11 protein-coding genes are annotated in these 16,002 nt (G+C 74.6%); 6 read left to right on the forward strand and 5 right to left on the reverse strand.

Annotated features, from left to right (window positions below):
- Positions 1-4: 4 nt before the first annotated feature.
- The 6 genes from ABZS80_RS25210 to ABZS80_RS25235 all read left to right on the forward strand — a co-directional run bounded on the left by ABZS80_RS25210 (position 5) and on the right by ABZS80_RS25235 (position 7,874).
- Positions 5-1,150, forward strand: coding sequence for a mandelate racemase/muconate lactonizing enzyme family protein (locus tag ABZS80_RS25210; RefSeq protein WP_355059566.1), 1,146 nt, complete (start codon positions 5-7; stop codon positions 1,148-1,150).
- Between the two features lie 23 nt (positions 1,151-1,173).
- Positions 1,174-2,688 carry an aldehyde dehydrogenase (NADP(+)) gene (locus ABZS80_RS25215; RefSeq protein WP_355059568.1) on the forward strand — a complete coding sequence of 505 codons (1,515 nt, stop codon included), beginning with the start codon at positions 1,174-1,176 and terminating at the stop codon, positions 2,686-2,688.
- An 84-nt stretch (positions 2,689-2,772) separates the two neighbouring features.
- The gene (locus ABZS80_RS25220) at positions 2,773-3,699 is read left to right on the forward strand and encodes an AEC family transporter (RefSeq protein ID WP_355059570.1); all 927 of its coding nucleotides are present in this window, start codon (positions 2,773-2,775) and stop codon (positions 3,697-3,699) included.
- A gap of 143 nt (positions 3,700-3,842) precedes the next feature.
- Positions 3,843-5,261: an FAD-binding oxidoreductase gene (locus tag ABZS80_RS25225; RefSeq protein WP_355059572.1), complete on the forward strand. Its 1,419-nt coding sequence runs from the start codon at positions 3,843-3,845 to the stop codon at positions 5,259-5,261.
- Between the two features lie 204 nt (positions 5,262-5,465).
- Positions 5,466-6,746, forward strand: a complete 1,281-nt coding sequence (locus ABZS80_RS25230; protein ID WP_355059664.1) for a dicarboxylate/amino acid:cation symporter — start codon at positions 5,466-5,468, stop codon at positions 6,744-6,746.
- Between the two features lie 60 nt (positions 6,747-6,806).
- Positions 6,807-7,874, forward strand: coding sequence for an NADH:flavin oxidoreductase/NADH oxidase (locus ABZS80_RS25235; protein ID WP_355059574.1), 1,068 nt, complete (start codon positions 6,807-6,809; stop codon positions 7,872-7,874).
- 94 nt (positions 7,875-7,968) lie between these two features.
- Here ABZS80_RS25235 and ABZS80_RS25240 read toward each other — a convergent pair whose 3' ends face one another.
- The 5 genes from ABZS80_RS25240 to ABZS80_RS25260 form a co-directional block, all read right to left on the reverse strand.
- The gene (locus ABZS80_RS25240; RefSeq protein WP_355059576.1) at positions 7,969-11,463 is read right to left on the reverse strand and encodes an ABC transporter ATP-binding protein; all 3,495 of its coding nucleotides are present in this window, start codon (positions 11,461-11,463) and stop codon (positions 7,969-7,971) included.
- Between the two features lie 89 nt (positions 11,464-11,552).
- A complete protein-coding gene (locus ABZS80_RS25245; RefSeq protein ID WP_151464701.1) occupies positions 11,553-12,146 on the reverse strand; it encodes a TetR family transcriptional regulator in 594 nt (197 codons plus the stop codon).
- A gap of 10 nt (positions 12,147-12,156) precedes the next feature.
- Complete coding sequence (locus ABZS80_RS25250) at positions 12,157-14,307, reverse strand: YhgE/Pip domain-containing protein (RefSeq protein ID WP_355059578.1); 2,151 nt, start codon at positions 14,305-14,307, stop codon at positions 12,157-12,159.
- A complete protein-coding gene (locus ABZS80_RS25255) occupies positions 14,304-14,996 on the reverse strand; it encodes an ATP-binding cassette domain-containing protein (protein WP_355059580.1) in 693 nt (230 codons plus the stop codon). The genes ABZS80_RS25250 and ABZS80_RS25255 overlap by 4 nt, the downstream gene beginning before the upstream one ends.
- Before the next feature lie 120 nt (positions 14,997-15,116).
- Complete coding sequence (locus tag ABZS80_RS25260; protein ID WP_355059582.1) at positions 15,117-15,956, reverse strand: GNAT family N-acetyltransferase; 840 nt, start codon at positions 15,954-15,956, stop codon at positions 15,117-15,119.
- Positions 15,957-16,002: the final 46 nt, after the last annotated feature.

Consider the following 16,002-nt stretch of genomic DNA (forward strand, 5'->3'; position numbering starts at 1 on the left):
AGACATGACCACCGCCCCCGCAGTCCTCGACCGGATCGAGTCGGTGACCCTGTCGTCCATCACCCTCCCGCTGCCCACCGGGATCAGCGACGCGAAGGTGCTCACCGGCCGACAGCGGCCGATGACGGAGGTCGCGTTCCTCTTCGCCGAGATCCGTACCGAGGCCGGTCTCGAGGGCGTCGGCTTCAGCTACTCCAAGCGGGCCGGCGGGCCGGCGCAGTTCGCGCACGCCCGGGAGGTCGCCCCGGACCTGATCGGCGAGGACCCGAGCGACATCGGCCGGCTGTGGACGAAGCTCGTCTGGTCCGGCGCGTCGGTGGGGCGCAGCGGCGCGTCCACCCAGGCGCTCGCCGCGATCGACGTCGCGCTCTGGGACCTCAAGGCCAAGCGCGCCGGGCTGCCGCTGGCGAAGCTACTGGGCGCGCACCGCGACTCGGTCCGTTGCTACAACACCTCGGGCGGCTTCCTGCACGAGTCGATCGGACAGGTGCTGGAGAACGCCACCCGCACCCTCGAATCGGGCGTCGGCGGCATCAAGATCAAGGTCGGTCAGCCGGACTCGGCGGAGGACCTGCGCCGGGTGCGCAAGGTGCGGGAGCACCTCGGTGACGGCGTCCCGTTCATGGTGGACGCCAACCAGCAGTGGGACCGGCCGACCGCCATGCGGGTGGGCCGGGCGCTGGAGGAGTTCGGCCTGGTCTGGATCGAGGAGCCGCTGGACGCGTACGACGCGGAGGGGCACGCCCAGCTCGCCCGGTCGCTGGACACCGCGGTCGCGACGGGAGAGATGCTGACCAGCGTCGCGGAGCACTACGAGCTGATCCGGGCCGGCGCGGTGGACATCCTGCAGCCGGACGCCCCCCGGATCGGCGGCATCACCCAGTTCCTCAAGCTCGCCACCCTGGCCGACCACAGCAACCTGCAACTGGCGCCGCACTTCGCGATGGAGATCCACGTGCACCTGGCGGCCGCCTACCCGCACGAGCCGTGGGTGGAGCACTTCGACTGGCTGTACCCGCTGTTCAACGAGCGCCTGGAGACCCGCGGCGGGCGCATGTACATCTCGGACCGCCCCGGTCTCGGCATCACCCTGAGCGATCAGGCCCGCGCCTGGACCGTCGACCGCGTCCACGTCGACGCGTCCCGCTGAACGACAACATGGAGGTACCCCGCATGTCCGACGTCGTGAGCATCGACCCCCGGACCGGCCAGGCGGTCGAGGTCGTCGCCCGGGAGACGACCACCGAGGAGGTGGACCGGCTCTGCTCGGCGGCGAAGGCCGCCGCCGCCGGACTGGAGGCGCTGGGCCGCGACGGGCGGGCGGCACTGCTGCGCGCCCTGGCCGACGCGCTGGAGGACCGACGGGAGGACGTCGTCGCCGTCGCCGACCGGGAGACGGCGCTCGGACCGGTGCGGCTGAACGGTGAGCTGACCCGCACCTGCTATCAGCTGCGCCTGTTCGCCGAGGTCCTGGACGAGGGCAGCTACGTCGAGGCGGCGATCGACCACGCCGGGGACACTCCGATGGGTCCCCGCCCCGACCTGCGCCGGATGCTCGTCCCGATCGGCCCGGTCGCGGTATTCGGCGCCAGCAACTTCCCGCTGGCCTTCTCCGTGCCCGGCGGCGACACCGCCTCGGCGCTCGCGGCCGGCTGCCCGGTCGTCGTCAAGGCGCACGGGTCCCACCCCGCGACGTCGCAGCTCGTGTTCGACATCCTGGCGGCGGCGGCGGAGAAGGCCGGCGCCCCGGCCGGCACGCTGGGCGTCGTCCACGGCGTCCAGGCCGGCGCCGACCTCGTCGCCCAGCCGGCGATCCGCGCCGTCGGTTTCACCGGCTCGATCACCGGCGGACGGGCGCTGCTGCAGATCATCGAACAGCGTCCGGACCCCGTGCCGTTCTTCGGTGAGCTCAGCAGCCTCAATCCGGTCGTCGTGACGCCGCAGGCCGCCGCCGAGCGCGGCGCGACGATCGGGACCGAGCTCGTCGGCTCCTTCACCCTCGGCGGCGGACAGTTCTGCACCAAGCCCGGGCTGGTGTTCGTGCCGGCCGGCGCCGACGGCGACGGGGTGGTCGAGGCGATGGCCGCGGCGGTCCGGGAGGCCGGAGCGCCGGTGCTGCTCAACGAGGGCATCGCCACCGCATACGGGCGCACCGCCGGTGGGCTCGCCGACGCCGACGGCGTCGACGTGCTGGCCCGCGGCACGCAGCCAGCGGGAGCCGGCTTCCAGGCCGCGCCGCTGCTCCTCACCACGGCGGCCGCCGACCTGCCCCACGAGGTCACCGAGGAGTGCTTCGGGCCCGTGTCGGTCGTGGCCCGCTACGAGGGCACGGCCGAGCTGTTCGGGGCGCTGGCGGAGATGCCCTCGTCGCTGACCGCGACCGTGCTGCGCGGGCAGGGCGAGACGGAGCTGCCGCTGGCGGTCTCCGCGAAGCTGCGTCCGCGGGCCGGTCGGATGATCTACGACGCCTACCCCACGGGCGTGGCCGTCTCCTGGGCCCAGCACCACGGTGGGCCGTGGCCGTCGACCAACTCCCAGCACACCTCGGTGGGCACCACCGCGATCCGGCGCTTCCTGCGTCCGGTCACCTGGCAGGGGGCACCCGCCGACCTGCTCCCGCCCGAGCTGACCGACGACTACCGCGGCATCCCGCGGCGCATCGACGGCGTCCTGGAGCTGCCGCGATGACCATGCGGTGCACGCCACCGCGGCGGCCCGCGGACACCGCGCCCGCCGCCGTGGCGTGAACCGCGCGGCGGCAGGCACGGCCCGGTGAACGGGGTCATCGGCGGCTTCGCCGCCCTGGTCGCGGTGATCGCCGTCGGCTGGATCGTCGGCAGGACGGGCGCGCTGGGCGCCGACGCCAGTGGCGTGCTGTCGCGGCTGTCCTACTTCGTGGCGACGCCGGCCCTGCTGCTGCTCACGCTCGCGAGGGCGGATCCGGCGGCGCTCCTGTCGGCGGCCCTCGTGGCGACCGCCGGCAGCGCGGTGCTCAGCGCGCTGCTGTACGTGGCGCTGGCCCGGTGGCGCTGGCGCCTGCCGCCGGCCGAGCTGACGGTCGGCGGCCTCACCTCGTCGTACGTCAACGCGGGCAACCTGGGCGTCCCCATCGCGGTGTACGCCCTCGGCGACGCGTCCTTCGTGGCCCCGGTGCTGCTGTTCCAGGTGCTGGTCATGGCACCGGTCGGGCTGGCCGTGCTGGCCGGCTCGCGCACCGCGGGCGACGCCCCGCCCCGCTGGCGGCTGCTCACCCAGCCGCTCCGCACGCCGGTCGTGGTGGGCTGCGGTCTGGGCGTGCTCGTCGCGGCCACCGGCGTGGACCTGCCACCGCTGGTACGGGAGCCGGTCGAGCTCACCGCCGCGCTCGCGGTACCCGCGGCGTTGCTGGCGTACGGCATGAGCCTGCACGGCGCACCACGCCCGGCGTCCGGCGACGGCGCCCGCCGAGTGTGGCTGGCCGTGGCCCTCAAGACCCTCGTCCAGCCGGCGCTGGCCTACGTACTCGGTCGCTGGGTCGCCGGGCTCTCGGGGGTGGCGCTGCTCGCGGTCACCGTCACCTCGGCCCTGCCGACCGCGCAGAACGTGTTCGTCTACGCCGCGTCCTACGACCGGAGCACCCTGCTGGCGCGGGACGTCATCCTGCTCACCACCGTCCTGTCCGCTCCCGTGCTCATCGGCATCGCCGTGCTGCTCGGCTGACGCGATGTCGCGGGGGTATCCACCCATGCCCGGGCGGACTTGGACAGGCATCGTCGTGGCTCCTAGCGTGACACCGTGATCATGTCGAGAAGCGGCAGGACCGGGACACCGCGTCGACGACGCGCGACGGCAGTGACTGCCCGGTGACCGCGGACCTCGTCGGCCGGCTGCGGCAGATCGTCGGGCCCGCCGGCCTGATCAGCGACCCGGGCGGGATGGCCGGCCACCTCACCGACTGGCGCAACGCGTACTCGGGAACCGCCGCGGCCGTCGTGCGGCCGGGCGACACCGGGGAGGTGGCCGCGGTCGTGGCCCTGTGCCGCGACGCGGGCGTCGCGGTGGTCCCGCAGGGCGGCAACACGGGGCTCTGTGGCGGCGCCGTCCCGGACTCCTCGGGCCGTCAGGTGGTGCTCTCCCTCACCCGCATGCGGCGCATCCGGGACCTGGACGTCGCCAACCAGACCATCACCGTAGAGGCCGGCGCGGTCCTGCAGTCGGTGCAGGAAGCCGCGGCGGCCGCCGGCCGGCTCTTTCCGCTCTCCCTCGGCGCGGAGGGAAGCTGCACGATCGGCGGCAACCTCGCGACCAACGCCGGCGGCACCGGGGTGCTCCGCTACGGGACGATGCGCGACCTGACCCTCGGGCTGGAGGTCGTGCTTCCCGACGGACGGATCTGGAACGGGCTCCGCGGGCTGCGGAAGGACAACACCGGCTACGACCTCAAGCAGCTGTTCATCGGCGCGGAGGGCACCCTCGGCGTCATCACCGCCGCCGTGCTGAAGCTCTTTCCCGCCGTCCGCAGCCGCGCGACGGCGTGGGTGGCCCTGCCGGGTCCGCAGGGCGCGGTGGACCTGATCGGGGTCCTCCGGGAGATCGCGGGCGACCGGCTGACCGGCTTGGAGATCATGTCCCGGCAGAGCGTGGAGTTCGTGCTGCGCCACTCGTCGGGCGCGCGGGACCCGTTCGGCGACCAGCACCCCTGGTACGCGCTCGTGGAGCTGAGCGACACGCTCCCCCGCGCCGGCCTCGACGAGGTGATCGAGGCGGCGCTGGGCGAGGCGTTCGACCGGGGTGCGGTGCGGGACGCCGTGATCGCCTCCGGCTCGGCGCAGGCCACCGCCCTGTGGGCGCTGCGCGAAGGGATCTCCGAGGCGCAGAACCACGAGGGCCCCAGCCTCAAGCACGACGTCACGGTGCCGGTGAGTCGCATCCCGGCGTTCGTGGAACGCACCGACCGGGCCCTGCGGGAGGCCGTCCCGGGCATCCGGATCGTGACGTACGGACACGTCGGCGACGGCAATCTCCACTACAACCTCAGCAAGCCGGTGGGCAGCGATGACGAGGAGTTCCTGGCGCGGGCCGAAACGCTCGCCCGGCTTGTCTACGACTCGACACACGCGTTCCGCGGCAGCATCAGCGCCGAGCACGGACTCGGGCAGTCGAAGCGGGAGATCATCGCCGACTACACGGACAGCCACGGGCTGGACCTGATGCGAGGGCTCAAGCAGCTGTTCGATCCGCGGGGGCTGATGAATCCCGGCAAGGTGCTGCCGGGCTTGTAAGGAGCGTCACCTCGCTCGGTCCTTCCGCCACCGGCCGGCCGGGAGTAGCTTCGGCAGGCGATGACCAACGTCTGGCACCTCACCGTGCGCCTGTATGTCGACCTCCGACTGCAGGCCAGCGGCGTCTGTCCGGCGCAGCCCCGTTCCTGACGCTGCCCTGACCGACCCTCTCCAGACCTTGGACACATCCCCATGGCTTCCGCCCTGCGCAAGATCCCCTTTTCCGTGCAGATCCTGCTCGGCCTCGTCCTCGGCGTGGCGCTCGGCTTCCTCGCCCGCGCCAACGACCTCGCCTGGCTGACCAGCACCCTCGACACCGTCGGCGGCCTCTTCGTCCAGCTGCTCAAGCTGGCCGTGCCGCCGCTGGTCTTCACCGCCATCGTGGTCAGCGTGGTCAGCCTGCGCGGCGTGGCCAACGCCGCCCGGCTGGCGCTCAAGACGCTGCTCTGGTTCGGCATCACCGCCCTGATCTCGGTCGGCATCGGCATCGGCCTCGGCCTGCTCACCGACCCGGGCAAGGGCGTCACCCTCGACCTGGCCGGCGCCGCCGCCCCGAAGAGGACCGGCTCCTGGACCGACTTCCTCACCGGGATCGTGCCCACCAACCCGGTCGGCGCGTTCGTCGAGGGCAACGTCCTCCAGATCGTCTTCCTCGCCCTGGTGATCGGCGCTGCCGCGCTGCTCATCGGCGAGGCCGCCGAGCCGTTCGTGAACCTCAACCGCTCGGTGCTGGCCATCGTGCAGAAGGCGCTCTGGTGGGTCATCCGGCTCGCCCCGATCGGCACCCTCGGCCTCATCGGCAACGCCGTCGCCTCGTACGGCTGGGACCTGCTGGCCCCGCTCGCGAAGTTCACCACCGCCGTCTACGTCGGCTGCGCCCTCGTGCTGTTCGTGGTCTACCCGGTGGTGCTGATCGCCGCCGGCCGGCTCAACCCGCTGCGCTTCTTCGCCGGCGCCTGGCCCGCCATCGAGCTGGCCTTCGTGTCCCGCTCGTCGGTGGGCACCATGCCGGTGACCCAGCGCTCGGTCGAGCGCCTCGGCGTCCCCCGCGAGTACGCCTCCTTCGCCGTGCCGTTCGGCGCCACCACGAAGATGGACGGCTGCGCCGCCATCTACCCGGCCCTCGCCGCGATCTTCGTGGCGCAGGTCTTCGGGGTGCACCTGGGCGTCACCGACTACCTGCTGATCGCCTTCGTCTCGGTGGTCGGCTCGGCCGCCACCGCCGGCCTGACCGGCGCGATCGTCATGCTCACCCTGACCCTCAGCACGCTGGGCCTGCCGCTGGCCGGCGCCGGCCTGCTGCTGGCCATCGACCCGATCCTCGACATGATCCGCACCGCCACCAACGTGGCCGGCCAGGCCCTGGTGCCGACCGTCGTGGCCGCGCGCGAGGGCACCCTGGACCGGACCGCGTACGACTCGGCCGGCAAGCGCGAGCTGGTCGACGCCCCGGAGAGTGAGCAGCTCACCCCGGTAGCCGCCTGAGCACACCGTTTCCGGGGGGAGGGCTTCGGCCCTCCCCCCGCCGCGTTGAAGGATGACCCTATGAGTGCCCTGTTCACCCCGCTCACCCTGCGCGGCGTCACCCTGCCCAACCGGGTGGCGCTCGCCCCAATGTGCCAGTACAGCGCCGGGCCGGACGGCCTGCCCACCGACTGGCACCGCGTCCACCTCGGCTCCCGCGCGGTCGGCGGCGCCGGACTGATCCTCACCGAGGCGACCGCCGTGGTCCCCGAGGGGCGGATCAGCCCGCAGGACACCGGGCTCTGGTCCGAGGCGCACGTCGAGGCGTGGCGGCCCATCACCGCGTTCATCAGCGCCCAGGGTTCGGTGCCCGCCGTGCAGCTCGCGCACGCCGGGTTCAAGGCGTCCACCTACCGGCCGTGGGCCGAGCACAAGGGCGGCGTGCCGGACGCCGAGGGCGGCTGGACCCCGGTCAGCCCCGGCGCCGAGCCGTTCCTGCCGGACTACCGCACCCCCACGGCGCTCGACGAGGCCGGCATCGCCGGGGTGGTCGAGGCGTTCGCCACCGCCGCCCGCCGGGCCCTCGACGCCGGTTTCGCCGCCGTGGAGGTCCACGCCGCGCACGGCTACCTGCTGCACGAGTTCCTCTCCCCGCTCACCAACCACCGCACCGACGGCTACGGTGGCGACCGCGCCGGCCGGATGCGCCTGACCCTGGAGGTGGCCCGGGCGGTCCGCGCGGCGGTCGGCGAGGCCGTGCCGGTGCTCACCCGGATCTCCGCCACCGACTGGGTGGACGGCGGCTGGACCGTCGAGGACAGCGTGGTGCTCGCGGGCGAGCTGGCCGCCGCCGGCGTGGACCTGGTGGACGCCTCCTCCGGCGGCGCCGCCACCCGGGCGAGCATCCCGATCGGCCCCGGCTACCAGGTGCCCCTCGCCGCCCGGATCCGCCGCGACGCGGGCGTGCCGACCGGCGCCGTCGGCCTGATCGTCGAGCCCGAGCAGGCCGAGCAGATCGTCGCCGCCGGGGAGGCCGACCTGGTCCTCCTGGGCCGCGAACTCCTCCGCGACCCGTACTGGCCCCACCGCGCGGCCGCGAAGCTGACCCAGACCCCCACCTGGCCGAACCAGTACACCCGCGCCTTCTGACGCGAGCGCCGAGATCTTGGCGACTTTCCGTTCCCCACGAACGGAAGGTCGCCAAGATCCGCGCTGCGGGGGCGAGGTCGTGCCGGCCCCGCGTTCAGCCTGCCAGGTGGCCCCAGCGGGATTCCAGGTCCTGCCACGGCCCCTGGGCCGCCACCGTGCCGTCGACCAGCACCACCACGTGGTCCGCGCGCACCAGCGCCGCCCGCTTCGCGGTCGAGCCGACCACGGTCACCCCGTGCTCGCGCAGCGCCGCCCAGAGGGCCAGCTCCGTCGTCACGTCCAGCGCGGACGAGACGTCGTCGGCGACCAGCAGTTCGGTACGCGGCGCGAGCGCCCGGGCCAGCGCCAGCCGCTGGAGCTGCCCGCCGGAGAGCCGGGTGCCCTTGTGCCCGATGAGCAGCCCGAGCCCCCCGCCGGCGACCGCCAGGTCATGGTCCAGCTGGGCGGTCGACACCGCGCCGGCCGCGTCCACCTGGTGCCCGAGCGCGATGTTGTCGGCCACCGTGCCGGAGAGCACCCGGGGCAACTGCCCCACGTAGCCGACCTGGTTGGGGCGGAGGAACAGCTCCGGCTCGGTGACCGGCTCGCCGTTCCAGCTCAGCGTGCCGGTGTGGTGCACGATCCCGGCGAGGGCCCGCAGCAGCGAGGACTTTCCCGCGCCGACCGGCCCGACCACCAGCACCAACTGCCCACGGTCGACGGTCAGGTCGACGTCGCGGACGGCGAGGGTGCCGTCGGAGTGCAGCGCGCCGAAGCTGGTCAGCTCCAGCCGGCGCAGCGGGTGCCGGGGCGGCGGTTCCGGCGCCGGGGCGGTGCCGGCGGCCAGGTCCAGCCCCGGCACGGTCGCCGAGTAGGTGGCCACCCCGCTCATCGACACGGTGCGCCTGGTCCACACGCGGGCCGACGGGTAGTGCGAGACCAGCGACGCGGTGGTCCAGGCGAACCAGCGGGCGGCGCCGAGGGTGGAGACCGCGACCAGGGTCGCCCCGGCGGAGAGCCCGCCGGCCAGGTAGAGCGCCCACGCCCCGATCGGCAGCAGGCCGCTGGCGATCGACGGGGTGGAGCGGGCCCACACCTGCATGGCGATCTCCCGCCGCTGCCGGTCGCTGCGCACGGTGTCCAGCTTCGCGAGGTGGTGCAGCACCGGGCGGGTGGCGCCGGCGAGCTTCACCGTGCGGGCCGCGGAGAGCGAGGAGACCAGGGCGGTGGCGAAGGCGGCGCGGGCCTTGACCGTGCCGCCGGCCGTGCGTTCCAGCCGCGGCCCGAACAGGGTCGCCGCCAGCCCGGAGACCACCATGGTCCCGACGAAGAACAGCGCCGGTACGACGCTGCCGGTCACCAGGGTCATGGTGATCACGATGGCCAGCGAGATGAACTGGTCCATCAGGTTGTCGGCGAGCTGCACCACCCGGTCGGTGTCGCCGCCCTGGGCCACCACCTCGGCGGGGGTGTGCCCGCTGACCCGGCGCGCCCCGGTCTGCCCGTGCACGAGCCGTGCGCTGATCCGCAGCAGCTGCCGGATCCACCACTGCGGGAACCAGAGGTTCGTCAGGTACGGCAGCGGCAGCACCAGCAGCAGCGCGGCGACGATGCCCAGCGCCGGCAGCCACGGGTCGCCCCCGCCGACCACCTCGGCCCAGAGCCACGGCAGCACCGAGCCGTCCAGCCCGAGCAGGGTCATCACGATGAACAGGCTGACGGAGACCAGCCCGTACCGCGGGTCGTTGGTGCCGAGCCGCAGGATCTCCCGCAGGGTCCGCGCGGGCGGTGGGGCGGGCAGCGGTGGTGGCTCGGCGCGCGGCACCGCGACCGGGCGCGGCGCGGTGGCCGGGACCGTCGTCTCCGCCGGCTCGTCGGGCCACCCGTCGGGGCCGTCCAGCAGTTCCACCCCGCCCCGGCGGGCGCCCGCGCCCGCATAGGCGCTGGCGTGGCTGGTGGCCAGCAGCTCGGCGAAGCGGGCCGACTCGCGCATCGGGCCGGCCTCCAGCACCGCGCCGTCGGCCATCACCACGACCTCGTCGCAGCGGCGCACCGAGGAGAGCCGGTGCGCGATGACGATGCCGATCCGGTCGGTGAGCAGCCGCTCGGTGGCCTGGCGTACCCGGTTCTCGGTGACCGGGTCGAGCCGCGCGGTGGCCTCGTCGAGGATCACCACGTGCGGGTCGCGGACCAGGATGCGGGCGAACGCGACGAGCTGCTCCTGCCCGGCGGAGAGCACGTGCCCGCCTTCGCCGAGCCGGGTGTGCACCCCGTCGGGGAGTTCGGCGATCCAGCCGGTCAGCCCGAGTTCCGCGAGCGCCCGGGTGGCGTCGTCGAGCAGGTCCGGGTCGAAGAGCGCGACGTTCTCGGCGAGGGTGCCGGCCAGGATCTCGGTGCGCTGCGGCACCACGGCGATCCACCGGCGCAGCGCCTCGATGTCCAGGTCGACCACGTCGGTGTCGCCCAGGAAGACGGTGCCGGCCGGCACGTCCACGGCCCGGGTGAGCACCTTGGCCAGCGTCGACTTGCCGGATCCGGTCCGGCCCACCAGGGCGTAGGACCGGCCGCGGGCGAAGGTGAGCGTCACGTCGCGCAGCGCCGGGCCGCGGTCCTCGCCCGTGGCGGGGTAGCGGAAGGTGAGCCCGCGCACGGTCAGGTCCCCGTCGACGGGGGCGGCGCCGCCGGTCGGCTCCTGCCGGGAGTCGGCGAGCAGTTGCACTCGCGCCCATGCGCCGAGCGCCTGTTGCAGGTGCGGCACCCAGCGGGCGATGTGCTCGACCGTCGCGCCGAAGGCCAGGGCCAGCAGCCAGATCGCGGTGAGCCGGGCGGCGTCCACCCGGCCGGTGGCCAGCGCCCACGCCCCGGCCAGGACCACGGCGGCGATGCCGACCCGGACGCCGCCGGCGGCCAGCGCGGTGACCCGGGCGGACAGCCGGAAGACCCGGCCGCCCCGGGCGATCACCTCGGCGGCCCGCCGGGCGTAGAGGCGCAGCACGTACGGCCGGGCCAGGCTGGTGCGCACGTCGTCCTGGCCGTGCACCGCCTCCTCCATGACGGCGGCCAGGTCGGACCAGGCCTCCTCCTCGACCATCCGGGCCGGCGCGATCCGGGCGGTGGGGCGGCGCAGCGCCACGCCGAGCAGGGCGGTCAGCAGGATCATGCCGACGCCGGCCGGCCACCAGACGATCAGGGCGCTGACCGTGGCGAGCAGGCAGACGGCGACGCCCTGCACGAGCCGTACGCCGGTGTTCCGCATCTCGGCGGCGACCTGGTAGACGTCGTTGTCGATCCGGTCGAGCAGCTCGCCGACCGGGGTGGTCTCCAGGGTGGGCAGGTCCTGCCCGAGCGCGACCCGGCAGAGGCGGCGGCGGACGTCGGCGGACCAGTCGGCGGTGAGGCCGGCCATCAGCAGGCCGATGAGCAGGTCGGTGACGACGGCGGCGACCAGCGCCACGGCCAGCACGGTGAACCAGCCGGGCGAGCGGTGCACCAGCACCGGCCCGGCCAGCGCCGAGGCGGCGGCCTGGCCGCCGGCGCCGAGCAGGATGAGCAGCAGGACGACCGTCATCCGGCGTGGCGCGGTGGCCCACAGGTCGCGGAGCAGGCGCATGGACGGTCCTCCGGACTCGGGTCGGTGGGGGCGGTGCCCCCAGCCTCACCCGGCCGGCCTGGCCGTTCAAACGATTTACGGGCGCGGTGTCACGTCTGGGCGACCCGGCGGACGATGCCGAGCAGCGCCTCCTGCACGTCCTCGATGGGCCGCTCGGGCTGGAAGACCAGCCAGTCCACGGCCACCACCAGCCCGACGCCGAACAGCGCCGAGCTGGCCGTGCGCACGTCCAGGTCGGCGGGGAGATCGCCGCTGGCCACGCCGGCGCGCACGGTCTCCGCGATCACCTCGATGGCCTCGCCGCGCAGCAGCCGCAGGGTCTGCTGCCACTCCCGGTTGGTCCGCCACATCTCGGAGAGCAGGAGCTGGGCGAAGGCCCGATAGCGGCGGATGTAGTCCAGCTCGGCGCGGACCAGCGCGGCGAGCGCCTCGCGCGGCGGCAGCCCGGCGACGGCGGCCCGGAACTCGGCGGTGAGCAGGCCGATGCCGTGGCGCAGCAACTCCTCGAAGAGGACGGTCTTGGACTCGAAGTTGTAGTAGACGGTCCCCTTCGCCACCCCGGCCCGAGTCGCGATGTCGTCGACCGTGGTGGCCGAGAAGCCCTGCTCGGCGATGAGTTCCACCGCCGCCACGAAGAGTCGTTGGCGGGTGTCCTCCCGCCGGCGGGTCCGTCCGTCCGTCACCCGCCCATCCTCACATGGTCAGCTCGGGGTGCAGTTTGGCCGGGGTGAGCCGGCGGGACCGGCGGGCCGCGCCGACGGTGAGCGCCAGGGCGCCCGCACCGAACGCGAGCAGCACCAGCGCCCCGGTGACCACCGGCCCGGCCGGCCCGCCGTTGATCGTGTGCCGCAGGCCGCCCACCACGTACGTCATGGGGAGCCACGGGTGGATGACCTGGAAGAAGCCGGGCGAGGTCTGCACCGGGTAGGTGCCGCCGGAGGAGGTGAGCTGGAGCATGAGCAGGGCCAGCGCGGCGAGCCGGCCGGCCGGGCCGAGCGCGACGCCGAGCAGTTGCATGATCGCGGTGAACGCCAGCGAGGTGAGCGCGAGCAGCCCGAAGGTCGCCGCCCCGTGCCGCGGGTCGAGGCCCAGCGCCAGGGTGACCACCGTGTAGAGCACCGCGACCTGGGCCAGCCCGATCGCCGCGGCGGGCAGCCAGCCGGCGAGCACGACCCGCCAGCCGGGCGCGCCGGACATCACGTGCCGCCGGTTCACCGGCCGCAGCAGCATGTACGTGATCATCGCGCCGACCCAGAGCGCCAGCGCCAGGAAGTACGGGGCGAAGCCCACCCCGTACGAACCGGCCGGGTTGTGCGAGTGGCGGATCAGCCCCACCGGGTCGCCGAGGATGTCGGCGCGGCTGCCCGCGTCGTCGTACCCGGGCAGCTTCTTCTCCCCGGCGGCGAGCCCGTCGGCGAGGTCGCCGGCGCCGCCCTCCAGCTTGGTCAGCCCGTCGGCGAGCCGGTTGCTGCCGGTGCTGAGCTGGGCGAGACCGCCGTCGAGCTGCCGGGCGCCGGTGGCGAGCCGGTAGAGCCCGCCGCGGAGCTGGTCGGCGCCGTCGGCGGCGTCGCCGAGCCCGTCGCGCAGCTGGGCGCTGCCCTGGGCCAGGGTGGTGAGCCCGCCGGCGAGCTGGTCCACCTTGGCGCGGGCCGAGGCCACGTCGTCCGCCAGGTGCGGCGCGGCGGCGGCCACCTCCCGGGCGGTCTGCGCGACCTCCGTCATCTGCTTCCGCAGCGCGGCGAGGTCGGTCCTGTCGAGCGCGGCGACCATGGCCCGGGCGGCCTTGACCGCCTGGTCGGCGGCGTTGCGCGCGGCGACCAGGTTCGGGTCCTCGGCCAGTTCCGGGTGCTCCTTCACCAGCGCGTCGAGCCGGTCGCGCACCTTCTCCGCCTGGCCGACCACCTCGTCGGCCCTGGCCGGCAGCGCGTCGAGGCCGTCGGCGAGCGCCTGCGCGCCCTCGGCGACCAGGGTGGCGGCCCGCTGGATGTCGCCGGCGTTCCTACGGAGCAGCGGCTCATATCTGTCCGCGGCGGCGTCGACCTGTTTCGCGGCGGCCCGGGTCTCGGTGGCCGCGCGGTTCGCGCCGTCGGCGATCTGCGCCGCCCCGGTGTAGAGCTGGTCCAGGCCGGTGGCGAGCTTGGCCGCGCCCTGCGCGGAGGTGTTCAGCCCGCCGGCGAGCTGCCCGGCGCCGTCCTCGGCGGTGCCCAGCCCGTCGACGATCCGGCCGGCGCCCTGCTGCGAGGTGTCGAGCCCGTCGTGGATCTTCCCGGCGCCGTCGGCGGCCCGGCCGGTCTCGGCCTTGGCGTCGGTGAAGCCGATGAGCATCTTGTCGAAGTACGACGCGGCGGTGCCCTCGGCGGCGGCGGCCCGGATCTCGCTGAACGCGGAGCGCGCGAGCAGCCCGGAGAGGTAGTTGGTGGCGTCGTCGTTGACCACCTTCAGCTCGCCGCGGCGGGCCGGCCGGTCCGGCTCGGGGCTGGCCGCCAGGGTGCTGGAGAAGTCCGCCGGGATGGAGAAGACCAGGTGGTAGCGGCCGTCGCGGAGCCCCTCGGTGGCGTCGGCCTGGTCGGTCACCGTCCAGCCGAAGACCTTCCGGTCGAGCAGCTCGTCGGTGAGGTCGCGGCCGGCGTGCACCTCGCTGCCGTCGCTCGCCTTCGCGGGCCGGTCGGCGTTGACCAGCGCGACCGGGATCCGGTCGAGGTTCCCGTACGGGTCCCAGAAGGCGTAGAGGTAGAGGGCCCCGTAGAGCAGCGGGATGACGGTGAGGACGGCGAGCGCGGCGCGCGGCAGCCGGCCCCGGGTCATCCGGCGCAGCTCGAACAACGCGAGTCGTACGACACTCATGCGGTCACCTCGGGGGTCAGGGCCGGGCTGGGCAGGGTCGGGTCGCCGATCCGGTGGACGACCGCGGTCACGCCGGGCTCGACGGCGCGGGCGCTGGCGACCACGGCGTACCCCTGGTCGGCGAGGCGGGCCAGCGCGGCCCAGATCCACGCCCGCTCGGGCGCGTCGGCGCCGGCGTCCACGTCGTCGGCCACGATCAGGCTCGGGCCGCTCAGGCTGGCCAGCACCAGCCCGAGCACCTGCCGCTCCAGGGGGGTGAGGTCGCGGCCGTACCGGTCGGGGTCGAGCGGGGCGTCGGTGAGGCCGGCGCCGGCGATCGCGGCGGCGAGGGCGTCGCGGCGGTAGGCCCGCCGGGCGCGGACGGCGGCGACCGGGACGAGCTGCCGGCGGCGGCGCGGCACCGGCCCGAGCAGCAGCAGCCGTTCCTGGATGTGCTCGGCGACGGTCAGCGTCGGGTCGGGCTCGTGCACCCCGGCGACCTGCCCGAGCGCGGCCGGGCCCCGGCGCCGCAGCTCGCCGTGGGTGTGCGGGAAGCGCCCGGCCAGGGCGAGCAGCAGCGAGGTACGCCCGCTGCCCCGCGGGCCGGTGACGGCGTGCAGCTCGCCGGCCTCGGCTGTGAGGTCGACCTCGCGGTAGACCCAGCCGCGGCGGGTGCGCAGCCCCAGCCCGCTGGCTTCCACGATCTTCATCGCACCGTTCCCGACATCTAGACTGACTGGTCAGTACAAAAACATGCTCAGCATAGCGCCGACTGTCCGGTTCGGCGCAAGGTGGAGCGGCGTGATCCGGGCCATGGCCCGGGTGGTCCGCTAGAACAGCACGGTGGCGAGCGTGCCGACCGGGCGGAAGCCGCAGCGCTCGTAGACCCGGCGGGCGGGCAGGTTGAAGTCGTTGACGTAGAGGCTCACCGAGGGGGCGACGCGCTCCAGCGCGTCCCGCACCACGGCCGCCATGGCCGCGGTCGCGATGCCCCGGCCCCGCCACTCCGGCGCGACCCACACCCCCTGCACCTGCGCGGTGCGCCGGGTGACCACGGCCAACTCGGCCTTGAAGACCACCGTGCCGTCCACGAACCGGGCGTAGGCCCGGCCCGCGCGGACCAGGTCGCTCACCCGCCGCCGGTAGCCGCGCCCGCCGTCCTCGGCGAGCGGCGACACCCCGACCTCCTCGGTGTACATGGCCACCGCCGCCGGGAAGAGCCGGTCGACCTCACCGCCGCGCACCGGGCGCACCTCCGGGTCGGGCGCCACGGCGGGCAGCGCGTCCGTGGCCAGCAGGGGCTGGTTGGGGCGTACGTCCCGGGCCGGCCCCCAGTGGGCGGAGAGGCGGTCCCACAGCCCGAGCACGGCGTCGGCCCGGCCCACGATCGAGGAGCAGAGCCGCTCCTCGGTGCTCAACTGGTCGGCGAAGGCAGCCACCGCCGACTCCGAGGCGAGCACCGGGGTGAGGTTGCCGCCGAGCCAGCAGATGGACTCCAGGTTGCGGCGCGGACCGTAGCCCAGGATGCGCCCCTCGGCCCGCCACCAGGCCAGCCCGCGCGCCGCCACCCGCTCGGCGACCTGGGCGCCCGCGTACGGGTCGAGGTCGAGCAACCGCTCGACGGCACGGCGCTCCGACTCCCCGAGTTGGCGTACCGGCACCGTGAGCACGAATACCAGCCTGCCAGATGCACCCGGGCCCGCGCGGGTCGACCTG

The organism is Micromonospora sp. NPDC005305, assembly GCF_040607315.1.
In the GTDB taxonomy this organism is placed as follows: Bacteria; Actinomycetota; Actinomycetes; order Mycobacteriales; family Micromonosporaceae; genus Micromonospora.

Bases quoted from the DNA above. Each gene is read 5' to 3' on its own strand.
- ABZS80_RS25210 (WP_355059566.1), top strand. From the start codon at position 5: ATGACCACCGCCCCCGCAGTCCTCGACCGGATCGAGTCGGTGACCCTG.
- ABZS80_RS25215 (WP_355059568.1), top strand. From the start codon at position 1,174: ATGTCCGACGTCGTGAGCATCGACCCCCGGACCGGCCAGGCGGTCGAG.
- ABZS80_RS25235 (WP_355059574.1), top strand. From the start codon at position 6,807: ATGAGTGCCCTGTTCACCCCGCTCACCCTGCGCGGCGTCACCCTGCCC.
- ABZS80_RS25240 (WP_355059576.1), bottom strand. From the start codon at position 11,463: ATGCGCCTGCTCCGCGACCTGTGGGCCACCGCGCCACGCCGGATGACG.
- ABZS80_RS25250 (WP_355059578.1), bottom strand. From the start codon at position 14,307: ATGAGTGTCGTACGACTCGCGTTGTTCGAGCTGCGCCGGATGACCCGG.
- ABZS80_RS25255 (WP_355059580.1), bottom strand. From the start codon at position 14,996: ATGAAGATCGTGGAAGCCAGCGGGCTGGGGCTGCGCACCCGCCGCGGC.